Raw genomic sequence first — 14,234 nt, 5'->3', positions numbered from 1 at the left:
TCAATCCCCCTTGTACGTTAATGCCACTCCATCACCTATAGGTATAACAGAAGTTAAGTAGCCATCTATATTAGTAATATATTCTAAATATTTTCGCATGTTATTTACAATTGTTTTCTTTCTCTTTTCAACAGAATTTTCATTGGCTGTCATCCCTTTAAATAATACATTGTCTGATATGATGACGCCACCATTCTTTAACAACTTTCTTCCCATATCAAAATACTCTGTATATCTAGATTTGTTGGCATCTATGAATATCAAGTTATATTCTTTTGTCAACATTGGTAAAATTGAAATAGCATCTCCTTCAATCACTTGTATATTATTTGATAAATTGGCATTTTTAATGTTTTTCAATGCTATATCAACTAGAAGAGGATCTATCTCAATAGTTGTTATTTTACATATTGAATCTAGATTTTGAGCCATCAAAATGCTAGAATAGCCAATAGCTGTCCCTATTTCAAGTATTTCATACGGTCTAATAATCTTCAGTAGGATCTTTAATAATTGAGCTGTCTCCCTTTGTAAGATAGGAACTCTATTGATATCAGCATATTCTCTCATTTCACCTAATATTTCATTTTCATTTTGGCACAAATTTTGTATGTAATTAATTATTTTCTCATCAACAATATTAGTTGTCATTCTACCATTCCTTATATTTTGAAGCTTTGTCATAAACGTAAAGTATTATATTTCCAAATATCAATACTGATGCCAATTCTCCAGCACTTATTCCGAGAACAGTATATAAATATGGTATTTTAGTAAAATAGGATACCCAAATAGATACAATGAATCCATTTAATAATACTGGATACACAATTGCCAATAATTTGTTCTTTGCTTTCGATGTCAAGTAAGCTGCTGCAAGGGTTACTAAAGAACCTCCTATAATATCTACAAGTCCAAAACCTGAATAAGGAGCGAGAATAACATTGGAAAGCAATACCCCAACAAACAAACCAGGAACTGCTGCTGATTCAACGAATGGCAATAATGCTAGACCTTCAGCAATACGGAGTTGTACTGGGCCATATGTTAAATTAAGAATTGGAAATGGCAATGCTTGTATTATTATGAGGACAATGTATATGGCCGCTATTAGACTGGCTTTTGTCAAATATTTTATATCCATCTTCATTTTGTTTTCTCCTTATAAATTTAGTATAAATGGAACTAAAATGGGTACTGCAAATGTGCAAGTAGCACCAGTTATAAAAGCTATCAATGCAATTTCAGAGTCTGTTGCTTTTGATATAATCGGCAAACTAGTGTCCATTGCTGTTGCACCGGCAGGCGCTATCGCTTCTACAAATCCTATTTTTTTGGCTATCAAGGGGATAGTAATAATCGCTATAAGCTCTCTTATTACATTTGATATAAATGCTAAAGCTGATAGTTCATTTGAATAGCTAGCTATGAGTATCGAAGATAACGAGTACCATCCTAATCCCGCTCCAATCGCTCCTGCTTCATTAAATGGTAATTTCAGTATTATTCCTGCAATAGCAGATCCAGTAATACTTCCTATGATTATAGCTATTGGAACCAACAAAATCTTAATACCTTTTGCTTTTATTCTGCTAAATACAGATTTATTTAGTCCAATATCAATGCCTACAAAAAACAGTAGCAACATCAAGCCAAAATCTATTATGTAGTCTGCATAATTTAGGATGTCTTTTGGCAATACATAATACCCTGAAACAATTCCAAGTAAAACAGCAATTACAATTTTAAGAGTCATTCCTTACCTCCCAAACACAATTTATTAATGATGTATACAAAAATGATGCTGAACCCAACAGTGAATATGCTCATAATAAGTGCATTCAATCCGATTGACAAGAATGAGTTGATAACTTTTTCATCCATTCCTATCTTAACACCCATGATGAAAAGTAAAAAAAGCAGACAGGCAGTTTGGAAACTGCCTAGCCTCTTTATGAAATTTTCTTTTAATTTAGCTCTTGCGCCAATTAAGCCGCCTAATACAATTATTCCCAAATACAAGAAAAGCCTAGTAGTCATATTAGTTAAACCTCCATAATTATTGGCAATATCATTGGATTTCGCTTTATTGTAGTATATAGATAAGTTCTTAAATCATCTCTAATATTAGACTTTATAGCTGACCAATCTGAGATCTTTTTTGCTTCGCAAACATCTAATGTCTGTTTTACAATTTTTCTAACTTCTTCCATTAGTTCTTCAGATTCTCTGACATATACGAAACCTCTAGAGACAATATCTGGCCCTGATTCTACTGCGCCAGTTTGTTTATTAATAGTTACTACCACAACAATTAAACCATCTTCAGATAAGTGCTTCCTGTCTCTTAAAACTATATTTCCAACATCACCAACACCTAGCCCATCTACTAGGATATTCCCAGCTTGAACCATTTGTCCTAAATTAGCACTGCCTTTAGTAAATTCAAGAGTCTGTCCGTTTTCCAATATGAAAATATTTTCTCTAGGTGTACCTAGTTGATGACTAATATCCGCGTGATGTTTAAGATGTCTTGTTTCTCCATGCACTGGTACAAAATATTTTGGTTTTACTAAGCTATGAATTAACTTTAACTCTTCCTGACAAGCATGGCCAGATACATGTATATCAGCCAATGCTTCATATATAACATTTGTACCTTTTTCCAATAATTTGTTGATTACTTTAGAAACAGTAATTTCATTTCCAGGAATTGGTGTTGCCGAAATGATCACCATATCATCAGGCATAAGCTCAATTTTTCTATGCTCATTGTTGGCAATCCTAGTCAGAGCACTCATAGGTTCACCTTGGCTTCCTGTAGTGATAATTACAATTTCCTTTTTATTATACTTATTCATATCATTTATATCTATCATTGTGTCAGGTTTAACCCTCAAATATCCAAGTTCATTTGCAACATTCACAGTATTTACCATTGATCTACCTGAAATTACTACTTTCCTATCATTCAATTCTGCTGCATCTATTATTTGTTGAATTCTATACACATTTGATGCAAAAGTCGCAACGATAATTCTTCCTTCTGCTTTATAAAACAAGTCTCTGAAAGTTTCACCGACAGTTCTCTCGCTCAAAGTATACCCTGGTCTGATTACATTCGTTGAATCAGACAACAATGCAAGTACACCCTTGTTTCCAAGCTCAGCGAACCTATTTAAATCCATAACATCTCCTGACATAGGTGTAAAATCAACTTTAAAGTCTCCAGTTTGAATTACAGTCCCTATAGGTGATGTCAAAGCTATTGCCGCTGAATCAGGTATGCTGTGTGTTGTTCTGATAAATTCAATTTCAAAATATCCTAATTTGAATTTTTCACCATGTTTTACAACATTTAGGTTAGAATTTTCTAAATTATGCTCTTTAAGTTTATTTTGCAATAGGCCAATTGTCAATTTTGTTCCGTAAATAGGCATGTCAATCTTCTTTAAAACATAAGGAATTGCACCTATGTGATCTTCATGCCCATGAGTTAGAAGTAAACCCTTTATTTTATCTTTGTTTTTCATCAGATATGTTATATCTGGTATTACGACATCGACTCCAAGCATTTCATCGCCTGGAAATGTCATCCCGCAATCAACTATGACTATACTATCTTTGTATTCATAGACAGTCATGTTCTTTCCTATTTCCCCTAGTCCTCCTAAGGGAATGATTTTTAATTTGTTTTCTTTTGCCACTATATCACTCCCATTTATTTTTTTCTTTCTTTTTGCATTCTTTGCAAATTCCATAAAATTTTACATCGTGGTCGCTTACCATAAAACCTTCTTCAATTTCAATTTCATGTTCAAGCGACTCCAATAAATCCAACTTTACTTCCGTTACTTTCCCGCATTGTGTGCATATTAAATGATGGTGGTGGTGATATTCGCCCTCAGTATTTAGCTCATATCTTGTAACTCCATCATCAAAATTAATCTTATATACAATGCCTAACTTTTCAAACAACTGCAAAGTTCTATACACTGTTGCAATGCCAATGTCTTTCTTCTCCTTTGATATGATGTTATGAACATCCTCGCAACTTAAATGTTCATTTTTATTATCAAACAAAATATTGAGTATTTCTTCTCTTTGGCTAGTAGACTTGTACCCTTTCTGTTGTAATGCACATAGATACTTTTCTATTTTACTCTCCACTTTAACCACACCACCTATTGCAGTTGTTCTTTCATTAACTCTTCGTATACTTCTTTCGCTTCTTCTAACTCTTCATCATCAATTCCAACTAGTATTTCATCGCCATTTTCATCCAAGTCCACCTTTAATATATATGTTGGTGAATCAATATCTTCACTTGGTAGCAATACTACATAATCTGTATCATCTATACTAAATTTAGCCTTGACTAAAAACTCAATTTCATTACCCAATTCATCATAAAATACAGCTTTTTGTTGCATGTTCTCCTCCTTATTTTCTATCTAAATAGCTTTGTAGTATATATGATGCAGCGATCTTATCTACTACATGCTTTCTGTTCTCTCTTCTCACATTAGCTTCTAACAACACTTTAGTTGCGGAAACTGTTGATAATCTTTCATCGATGTAAATAATCTCAACATTAAATTTATTTTTGATTTTTTCAGCAAAATTTCTAACCATTTCGCAGGGTTCACCCATGCTTCCATCCATATTAAGTGGCAATCCGACAACTACTTTCTTAATATCGTATTCTGCAATTATTTTCCCTATCTCATCAAAGTCTTTCTTTTTCCCAACTCTATTAATAGTCGCTAAGCCTTGTGCAGTTAAACCTAAAAGGTCGCTTAAAGCCACTCCTATTCTTTTTTCACCAATATCTAGCCCAAGAATTCTTTCCATATTATCACCTAAATAACTTTTATACAAAATTCCGGACATACAGTAGCACAATAACCACACAAGATGCAACTGTCATTTGGCGTGGCTCGACCGTCTATTATCTGTATTCCATTTTGTTTACACCTATTTACACATCTCCCACAAGCTATACAATAATCAGCAACAATCAGTCTTCTATTTTTCTGTCTTAAGTTGTTCGCAATGTTTAAATCAACATCATCTTTTTCAATTATCTGAATGTTAGCATCTATCTCATCACAAGATTGCATGCCGATTGCAATTGAATCTATGAATGGTATCTTGTTTACAAAATTAATAGCTTCTTTAGCTCTATTGATTAAATGCCCTCCACCCAGCGCTTTCATACTATATATGCCTTTTCCCATGAAGTGTAGTTGTTCTAATACATTTAACATGTCGTCGATAGTTCCATCGTGAATTCCTATACCTGACATATTTACCAGTGGGTGAATAATATCAAGCTCTTTGTATTTTAATAATGCTTTAGCCCCAGCAACTCTATGAGTTGATATGCCAATTGCTCTTATTTTACCTTCATCTTTAGCTTTTAGAAAATACTCTATGGCTTCATAATGCCCTTTTATAGTATATTCGCTCTCTTGTTCATGCAATAAAAAAATATCTATATAATCTGTTCCAATTTCTTTCAAAGCCTTTTCTAAGCTGTTCTGTGCTAGTTCTTTTGTATAGGCATATGATTTAGTCGATATAACATATTTCTCTCTGCTAATGCCTCTTATTCCTGCTTTAATATAACTATAATTATCATATATCTCAGCTGTATCCAAAAAATTGATGCCTTTTTCATAAGCATATTTTATCAAATAAGCACCATTTTCAACAGATAAATTTGCCTGAAATGGCGTCATAGTTAAAGAACCAAAGCATATCCTAGAAACATTTATCCCTGTATTTCCCAATTCGATTCTGTTCAATTTTTACCCCTCACTATTTACATAAATAAATGGATAGCTTAAGCCATCCATCTATCCTTAAAACTAGTCTCTATTAGTTTCCAAATACGCCCTTAGAATTTCTTCTAATAGTTCATCTCTTTCTATCTTTCTAATTAGATTTCTCGCATTATTGTGGCTCGTAATGTAGGTTGGATCTCCGGATAGGATATATCCTATAATTTGATTAATAGGATTGTACCCCTTTTCTTCTAATGATTTGAAGACCGACATCAGTATCTCTCTTGGTTCTACTGGGTTGTCTTTCGTAGCTTCAAACTTAACGGTTTCATTGAATTTACTATCTTTTTCCCTATCCATGGTACCACCCCTTCTATTTATTATAACATAATTTTAATATAAATTTACATTTTTAATTGTTCTTTTATAATAATTTCAACTTCTTTCAAAGCTTCTTCTAATTTATCAAGATACTTTCCTCCGCCTTGAGCTATATCTTTTCTTCCTCCTCCGTTGCCGCCGACAATGTTCGACACTCTTTTTACTAGCAATCCAACATTTACACCTTTTTCTACTGCATCATTAGTAGCCATTGAAATAAAAGTTATTTTGCCTTCATCTTGAGAAGTCAAGAAAATAATGCCATTGTCTATCCTTGATTTAATAGCATCTCCTAGTTCTCTCATATCTTGCACATCCATTTTATCGCAATCATGAATTATAAGATTTAATCCGTTTAAATTTATGGAGCTATTGATGATATTCTCTATTGAGCTGGATATTATAGTCTTTCTCAAATTTCTTATTTCATTGTCTTTTTCTTCAGACTCCTCTATTATGTGCATAGCTTTTTCCAACACATTTTGCTTACTGCTGTTAAGCGTTATAGCTATTTGGTTTATGTTGTTCTCCAATTCCACTATATAATCATACACATTTAAGCCTGTCAGCGCCTCTATTCTTCTTACTCCAGAAGCTACACTAGATTCTGACAATATCTTAAACAAACCTATTTGCCCAGAATTCTTTACATGGGTACCTCCGCATAGTTCTTGCGAAAAGTTTCCAATGCTAACAACTCTTACAAACTCTCCGTATTTCTCTTCAAATAACCCGGTTATACCCTGTTGCTGTGCTTCTTTCAATGTCATAATTTCAGTTTTCACATCTTGAGCTTTTAGTATTTCCAAATTGACAATTGTTTCGATTCTTTTAATTTCCTCTTCTGATAATGGCTCAAAATGAGTGAAGTCAAATCTAAGTCTTTTAGGAGTAACTAATGAACCAGCTTGATTAACATGATTCCCTACGACTTGTTTTAAAGCCTTATGCAACAAATGAGTTGCTGAGTGGTTTCTCATTGTAGCTTCTCTCAATTCTACATCTACTTCAGCTTGGACAGATTTATTAGTGCTGATTTCCCCACTTATTACAGTTACTTGATGAATTGGCGATTTTGAAGGAGTTAATTTAGTGTCGTTTACTTGAGCCATTCCTTGATCGCATTTGATTATCCCTTTATCGCCTATTTGTCCACCAGATTCGCCATAAAATGGTGTTTTCTCTAAAATAACGAATCCACTTTCGCCTTCTGTCAATTTCTCAACTTTCTGATTATCTTTAAAAATAGCTTTGACAATTGTCTCTGTTTTTAATGTATTATACCCTATAAATTCAGAATCAATTCCTCTAGTAATATCTTCTTCATTTTTAGTGCTCCAGCCAGCATCTGTCTCTTCTCTTGCTCTTCTTGCTCTCTCTCTTTGAGCATTCATGTAATCTTTAAAACCATTTAAGTCTATTTGATAACCTTTTTCTTTCAAAATTTCCTCTGTAAGTTCAGGTGGAAACCCAAAAGTGTCATAAAGTTTGAAAACCTTATCTCCATCTAATACCTTTGCATTGCTTTTCTCTAATTCATCTATCATGCCTTCAAGTATATTCAGCCCTTGATTTATTGTTTCTTGAAATTTTTCCTCTTCTATTGAGATAACTCTTTTTATTTGATTTTCATTTTCTTTGAGTTCTCTGTATTCGACCATCCATGAATTAATTACAACTTCTGATACTTTGTCCAAAAATGTATCCTCTATACCAAGAAGTTTGCCATGTCTTGAAGCTCTCCTTATGAGTCTCCTAAGTACATATCCTCTTCCTTCATTGCTTGGAACAACGCCATCGCTGACTAAAAATGTTATGGCTCTGATATGATCTGTAATTATTCTAACTGATACATCTTTCTCTTTATCTGAACCATATTTATATCCGCTTATTTCTAAAACTTTATTTAATATATCTTTTATAGCTCCAATTTCAAATATGTTGTCAGTATTTTCCATTATAGTGGCAATTCTTTCAAGTCCCATTCCTGTGTCTATATTAGGGTTTGGTAGTGGATGATAGACTCCGTTTTCATCTTTGTCAAATTGTGTAAACACCAAATTCCATACTTCCAAAAATCTGTCACAATTGCAACCTGGTTTACAAGTTTCTTTGCCACAGCCGTACTGTTCTCCTCTATCTACATAAATTTCTGAGCATGGGCCAGATGGTCCTACTTCCAATTCCCAAAAATTATCTTCTTTTCCCAATCTTACAATTTTTTCACTTGGAATTCCAATCATCTTATTCCATAGCTCGTAAGCCTCATCATCTTCGTAATATACTGTTACCCAAAGATCCTTTGGATCTAATTCAAGCCTTTGTGTTAAGAACTCCCAAGCCCATGAAATAGCTTCCTTTTTGAAATAATCGCCAAAAGAAAAATTACCTAGCATTTCAAAAAATGTAGCATGTCTTGCAGTCCTTCCAACATTATCTATATCTCCAGTTCTAATACATTTTTGACAAGTTGTCATACGTCTACTAGGAGGTGTTTTTTCACCAGTAAAATATGGTTTTAAAGGTGCCATTCCAGCTCCAATAAGTAAAAGTGATTTGTCATTCTTTGGCACTAATGAAAAACTAGGAGCTACTAAGTGCCCTTTCTCTTTAAAAAACTCTAAATATTCTTTCCTTATATCATGAAGTCCTAATTTTTTCATATTTACACCTCGCTAAGTATTATAAAAATCCTCCCCTTAAGGGAGGTTGTGTTACTACTTTATTTTAGAATATATATGGTTATTTGTCAATGAACTACAATAATTCCCTCGATTCTTTATATTTGTTTATAATAAATTTAACTAAAATCATCATTATGGCAGTTACTGGTACCGCTAATATCATTCCCAGCACTCCAAATATTCCTCCACCAATTATTAAAGCCAAGAGCACTGTCAGGGGATGAAGACCTATGCTCTGCCCGAGAACTTTAGGTGCTAAGATATTATTCTCAACCCACTGTATAACAACAAAAAATATAGCTACCCATAGTGCTTTTAATGGACTTGAGAAAAATGCTAAAATAACGGCTGGTAAAAACCCCAAAAATGGTCCAATGTATGGAACTATATCTGCAATTGCCGTTATAAATCCTATGACAATAGCAAATTGAACATCCATTATCAACAAAAATATCGCAGTCATTGTGCCAACAAAAATAGCCATTAGAAGTCTGCCTTTTATGAATTGATTCATTACATCATTTATCTGATGTGACAGAGTAAAAATATCATCTTTGTATTTTTCAGGTATATGTTCTTTAAGCTTTTTTACAAAGTAATTTTTATCAACAAGAAAATAGAATGTTATTATTGGTATTAAAATTAAAGTTACAGCCTTTGACAAGAACCCACTTATCCCTGTTATTAGATTTGTCAATCCACTTGATATTGAATCTTGAAGTTTTTGAGTATTACTTTCTATTACCTTTTCTATACTCTGCAACAATTCAGGCGTATCGCCCAATACATTGGAATATCCAGCATAGATTTTGTCAATAAAGGTATTGAAATTGCTGATATAAATAGATAAATTCTCAGCTAAGTTCTTAATTTCTTTCCCTGTCCTCGGGATAAACGACACTAGCAATATCGCTAAAATTATGACTATTCCTATATAGACTATTGCTGTGCTTACTGTTCTTTTTAATCCTTTCTTTTGTAAATAATTTACCAATGGATTTAAAAAATAAGCCAGAATAATAGATAGAATTATAGCCAATACAATATCCGATAATATGCTAAATTTTGAAAACAATTCATAAATCACATATATTATAGAAACTATAGAAGCAATAGCTACTAATATTTTAGTGTCGTATTTAATTTTTTTTCTCTTTTCTACAAAGTTATTCCCGATATTTATCAAATAATAACTAATTAAAAATAGCAAAACTGTTAGAAGTATCCATACTAGTTTGACAAACAAATCTGGTGGAGCAGCTATTTTCATGCTTTGCCTCCTAAATAAGACTTATTTACTCCTCGGCTTCTATTTCATGTAAGTCATCATCGTCAAATTCAGTTTCATCTAGTCCTTCTATCTTTACCCCAGTTTTCTTCGAATAATCAAGCAACGCTTTTCTTATTGCTTGTTCAGCTAATACACTGCAGTGCATTTTAACAGGTGGAAGACCGTCCAGCGCTTCAGCAACAGCTTTATTAGTTATTTGCATAGCTTCTTGTATAGATTTCCCTTTGATCAATTCAGTTGCCATGCTTGAAGATGCAATTGCAGATCCACATCCAAATGTCTTGAATTTTACATCTGTGATTATTCCATCTTCAATTTTTAGATACATTTTCATTATATCTCCACATTTTGGATTGCCTACTTCTCCAATTCCATCTGCATTTTCAATCTCTCCTACATTCCTTGGATTCATGAAATGATCCATTACTTTTTCCGAATACATTATTTACCCTCCTGTTTTTTTTCATAAAGTGGTGACATTTGTCTTAATCTATCTACAATTGTAGTAAGTTTCTCCACTACAAAATCTACTTCTTCTTTAGTGTTTTCTATCCCTAAGGATAATCTTAGTGAGCCATGTGCAATTTCATGCGGAAGGCCAATTGCTAAAAGCACATGAGATGGATCCAAGCTTCCTGATGTACATGCAGAACCACTTGAAGCTTCTATCTTATACATATCTAAGCTCAATAGCAAAGATTCCCCTTCTATATATCTAAAGCACATATTTACATTTCCTGGTAATCTTTTAGTTGGATGACCATTTAGTCTTACGTCAGGAATACGGCTTTGTATACTTTTTATCATATAATCTCTAAGTTCTATCAGCTTAGCTGTATTTTCTTCTAATTCGGAATACGCTAGCTCAATAGCTTTTCCAAGTCCTACTATCCCAGGTACATTTTCAGTCCCAGCTCTTTTATTTCTCTCTTGAGCTCCTCCATGGATTAATGGATCTATTTTAATTCCTTTTCTTATATACAATGCTCCAACGCCTTTTGGGCCATATAGCTTATGCGCAGACATAGACAATAAATCAATATTCATGTCCTTTACATCAATAGGCAAGCTGCCAACAGCCTGGACAGCATCTGTATGAAAAATTACATTGTGTTTTCTCGCTATCTCACCAATTTCTTTTATTGGCTCAATAGTTCCAATCTCGTTGTTTGCAAACATTATAGAAATCAGTATTGTCTCATTTTTAATAGCTTTTTCAAGTTCATCTAAAGAAATCATTCCATATTCATCGACATCAAGATAGGTAATTTCATAACCAAGCTTTTCTAAGTACTCACATGTGTGCAAAATAGCATGATGCTCTATTTTAGATGTAATGATATGATTACCCTTATCTCTTAACTTCGAAGCAACCCCTTTTATAGCCCAATTATCAGATTCAGATCCACCTGCAGTAAAATAAATTTCATTTTTTTCAGCATTAATTGCTTTTGCCACTCTTTCTCTCGCTTTATCTATAGCCATTTTAGAAAAGTTGCTTAAATAATATATGCTTGATGGGTTGCCGTAATACTCGTTGAAATATGGTATCATTTCATCAAGCACTTCTTTTCTAACTTGAGTAGTTGCAGCATGATCCATATAAATTATTTTTTCCACTTTAGTCCTCCTTAAAATCTGATTTTACAGTATTAGATTCTTCAACCATATCCTGCAGAGTTATTGAGTCAATAACCTGGTCAATACCATTTTTAATCTTCGCTAATACTAATTTTGTAGCACACATTTCCTCTTTTTTGCATTCAAATCCATCACTAGAAACACATTCAGCTGGATAATTCTCTCCTTCTAGAGAACGCAATATCTCACCAACTGTTATTTCTTTAGGATGCCTAGAAAGCATATATCCTCCATAAGCTCCCCTGCTACTAATGATAAGTCCATCTTTTTTTAAAGTTGAAAAAAGTTGTTCTAAATAGTTTTCACTTAGTTCTTCTTCTCCAGCGATTGACTTTATGGATATAGGGCCTTCACCATAAACAATTGCTAGTTGATACATAGCCATTAAACCATATCTTCCCTTTGTAGATAATTTCATTGTTTCACCTCGTTAATACCAACTAAATTACTTGGGTTTGTTTTTTCATTATAGTATATCCAAGTAACATTGTCAACATTTATACAATAGAAAAGGTGCTTAAAGCACCTTTAATTACTTGACATTTAATTTAATTTTTAATTTTTCAAGCATATCTTTTGTCATGCTATCTAAATCGTATTTTGGTTTCCATCCCCATTGTTTTCTAGCTTCTGAATCATCAAGCGAATTTGGCCATGATTCTGCTATTTTTTGTCTAACTGGGTCAACATCGTAATCTAATTTGAATTCAGGTATAAATTTTCTGATAGAATTTGCTATGTCTTCTGGTTCTATGCTCATAGCTGTTATGTTAAAGGCATTTCGATGAATTAGTTTACTACCATCAGCTTCCAATAAATTTATTACTGCATCTAAAGCATCAGGGATATACATCATATCCATATATGTTCCCTTATCAATAAAGCTAGTATATGATTTTTTGAGTACAGCATCATAGTAGATATGGACTGCATAGTCTGTGGTGCCTCCACCAGGTAAAGTGTTGTAGGAAATGATGCCTGGGAATCTAACACCTCTGGTGTCTACTCCAAATTTCTTATAATAATAATCGCATAGTAATTCTCCAGATACTTTTGTAACACCATACATAGTAGTCGGTCTCATGATTGTATCTTGAGGAGTTAAATCTTTAGGTGTGTTAGGTCCAAATACAGCAATCGAACTAGGTGTAAATATTTTTAACCCTTTTTCTCTTGCAATTTCTAATATGTTATATAGCCCAGTCATATTAATCTGCCAGCATAAATTTGGATTTTTCTCACCTACTGCAGATAATATAGCAGCTAGATTTACGATAGTATCAATATTGTACTTATCGACAACCTCAGATATTTGTTTTGCATCTAATACATTGATTATTTCAAATGGTCCACTCTCAGTTAAGTCTTCTTTTCCACTCTTTTTTTCAATATCACTTATGACAACGTTATCCCTGCCATAAAGCTCTCTCATCTTTACAGTTAGCTCTGAACCAATCTGTCCCAAAGCTCCAGTAATTAATATTTTTTTCATTATACACCTCCTAATATTTTTTCCCGTTATTATTATAACATATTCTTACACAAATAAAAGCAAAAAGGACTTTTTTACAGTACTTTTTGCTTTTGATTTTAATACCAGCAGATTCCCATAGTTTTAGGACCAAGGTGAGATCCTATAACAGGTCCAATTTCTTCTATGTCTATATTTAAGTTTGGGTGTTTTTTTTGTAATAGCTCTCTAAATTTAAGCGCATCTTCCATACACAGTATCTGACATATTGTTGCTCTTTGAACTTCTTCATCAACTAATTCAATAACTCTATAAAGGGCATTATTCTTACCTCTGACTTTTTCCAAAACTGTAAGCTCACCATCTTCTAATTGAATTATGGGTTTTATATTTATTAGATTTCCTATGTTAGCTTGAATAGGAGATATTCTCCCTCCTCTTTTAAGGTATTCCAAGGTGTCTGGCAAAGCTAATACCTTCAATTCTGTTTTTTTCTCCTCTATATACAATGCTATTTGTTCAGAGTTTTTCCCATTCTTAGCTAAATCTACTGCATCCTCAACTAGAAACTTCAGAGCCGCTACTGTCGCAAAAGTATCTACAACAGTAATTTTTTTATCTTCTAACAATTCTTTTGCAGCCACTGCACTATTGTAAGTGCCGCTGAGTTTAGAAGATAAAACAATCACTATTATTTCATCGTAATTTTCAAAAGCTTTTAAATAAGCTTCTTTAAATTCGCCTACAGAGGGTTGTGAAGTTGTTGGAAAGGATTTGCTATTTTGGAGTTTTTCAAAATAATCATCAAATTCGCCTTTAAATCCCTCTATATACTCTACCCCATCGAACATATAATGCAAAGGAACAACTGTTATATCTTCTTTTTCAACATATTCTTTTGATAAATACGCTGTACTATCCGTAATTATCTTTACCGTCATATCAATCGCCTCCGATATAAATTAATTTAGTTCTGC

Annotated in this window: 17 protein-coding genes; all 17 read right to left on the bottom strand. The window is 33.1% G+C overall.

Annotated features, from left to right (window positions below; genetic code table 11):
• The 17 genes from BO51_RS01210 to BO51_RS01130 all read right to left on the bottom strand — a co-directional run bounded on the left by BO51_RS01210 (position 1) and on the right by BO51_RS01130 (position 14,198).
• Positions 1 to 651: an O-methyltransferase gene (locus BO51_RS01210; RefSeq protein WP_496483179.1), complete on the bottom strand. Its 651-nt coding sequence runs from the start codon at positions 649 to 651 to the stop codon at positions 1 to 3.
• A 1-nt stretch (position 652) separates the two neighbouring features.
• On the bottom strand, positions 653 to 1,150 hold the full coding sequence (locus tag BO51_RS01205) for a QueT transporter family protein (RefSeq protein WP_496483178.1): 498 nt from the start codon (positions 1,148 to 1,150) through the stop codon (positions 653 to 655).
• 12 nt (positions 1,151 to 1,162) lie between these two features.
• On the bottom strand, positions 1,163 to 1,756 hold the full coding sequence (locus tag BO51_RS01200) for a LysO family transporter (protein WP_496483177.1): 594 nt from the start codon (positions 1,754 to 1,756) through the stop codon (positions 1,163 to 1,165).
• On the bottom strand, positions 1,753 to 2,040 hold the full coding sequence (locus BO51_RS01195; RefSeq protein ID WP_496483176.1) for a LysO family transporter: 288 nt from the start codon (positions 2,038 to 2,040) through the stop codon (positions 1,753 to 1,755). The genes BO51_RS01200 and BO51_RS01195 overlap by 4 nt, the downstream gene beginning before the upstream one ends.
• Positions 2,041 to 2,045: 5 nt before the next feature.
• A complete protein-coding gene (locus BO51_RS01190) occupies positions 2,046 to 3,707 on the bottom strand; it encodes a ribonuclease J (RefSeq protein ID WP_496483175.1) in 1,662 nt (553 codons plus the stop codon).
• A gap of 4 nt (positions 3,708 to 3,711) precedes the next feature.
• Positions 3,712 to 4,170: a Fur family transcriptional regulator gene (locus BO51_RS01185; RefSeq protein ID WP_496483174.1), complete on the bottom strand. Its 459-nt coding sequence runs from the start codon at positions 4,168 to 4,170 to the stop codon at positions 3,712 to 3,714.
• 14 nt (positions 4,171 to 4,184) lie between these two features.
• Positions 4,185 to 4,433: a DUF1292 domain-containing protein gene (locus BO51_RS01180; protein ID WP_496483173.1), complete on the bottom strand. Its 249-nt coding sequence runs from the start codon at positions 4,431 to 4,433 to the stop codon at positions 4,185 to 4,187.
• Between the two features lie 10 nt (positions 4,434 to 4,443).
• Positions 4,444 to 4,854 (bottom strand): Holliday junction resolvase RuvX, encoded by a 411-nt coding sequence (gene ruvX, locus BO51_RS01175; protein ID WP_496483172.1) that lies wholly within the window; start codon positions 4,852 to 4,854, stop codon positions 4,444 to 4,446.
• 8 nt (positions 4,855 to 4,862) lie between these two features.
• Positions 4,863 to 5,810, bottom strand: coding sequence for an aldo/keto reductase (locus BO51_RS01170; RefSeq protein ID WP_496483171.1), 948 nt, complete (start codon positions 5,808 to 5,810; stop codon positions 4,863 to 4,865).
• A 63-nt stretch (positions 5,811 to 5,873) separates the two neighbouring features.
• On the bottom strand, positions 5,874 to 6,149 hold the full coding sequence (locus tag BO51_RS01165; protein ID WP_496483170.1) for an IreB family regulatory phosphoprotein: 276 nt from the start codon (positions 6,147 to 6,149) through the stop codon (positions 5,874 to 5,876).
• Positions 6,150 to 6,193: 44 nt separating this feature from the next.
• Positions 6,194 to 8,833: an alanine--tRNA ligase gene (gene alaS, locus BO51_RS01160; protein WP_496483169.1), complete on the bottom strand. Its 2,640-nt coding sequence runs from the start codon at positions 8,831 to 8,833 to the stop codon at positions 6,194 to 6,196.
• A 94-nt stretch (positions 8,834 to 8,927) separates the two neighbouring features.
• Positions 8,928 to 10,124 carry an AI-2E family transporter gene (locus BO51_RS01155; RefSeq protein WP_496483168.1) on the bottom strand — a complete coding sequence of 399 codons (1,197 nt, stop codon included), beginning with the start codon at positions 10,122 to 10,124 and terminating at the stop codon, positions 8,928 to 8,930.
• A 25-nt stretch (positions 10,125 to 10,149) separates the two neighbouring features.
• Positions 10,150 to 10,587 carry a Fe-S cluster assembly scaffold protein NifU gene (nifU, locus tag BO51_RS01150; protein ID WP_496483167.1) on the bottom strand — a complete coding sequence of 146 codons (438 nt, stop codon included), beginning with the start codon at positions 10,585 to 10,587 and terminating at the stop codon, positions 10,150 to 10,152.
• Entirely contained in the window at positions 10,587 to 11,747 is a 1,161-nt protein-coding gene (gene nifS / locus BO51_RS01145) for a cysteine desulfurase NifS (RefSeq protein WP_496483219.1), read from the bottom strand. The genes nifU and nifS overlap by 1 nt, the downstream gene beginning before the upstream one ends.
• A 19-nt stretch (positions 11,748 to 11,766) precedes the next feature.
• Complete coding sequence (locus BO51_RS01140; protein WP_496483166.1) at positions 11,767 to 12,204, bottom strand: RrF2 family transcriptional regulator; 438 nt, start codon at positions 12,202 to 12,204, stop codon at positions 11,767 to 11,769.
• A 114-nt stretch (positions 12,205 to 12,318) separates the two neighbouring features.
• Positions 12,319 to 13,278 (bottom strand): L-threonine 3-dehydrogenase, encoded by a 960-nt coding sequence (locus BO51_RS01135; protein WP_496483165.1) that lies wholly within the window; start codon positions 13,276 to 13,278, stop codon positions 12,319 to 12,321.
• A gap of 98 nt (positions 13,279 to 13,376) precedes the next feature.
• Positions 13,377 to 14,198: a DegV family protein gene (locus tag BO51_RS01130; RefSeq protein WP_496483164.1), complete on the bottom strand. Its 822-nt coding sequence runs from the start codon at positions 14,196 to 14,198 to the stop codon at positions 13,377 to 13,379.
• Positions 14,199 to 14,234 lie beyond the last annotated feature (36 nt).

The organism is Soehngenia saccharolytica DSM 12858, assembly GCF_059568515.1.
Note: the sequence above shows the minus strand (reverse complement) of the source record. Positions and strands in the feature narration are given on the sequence as shown.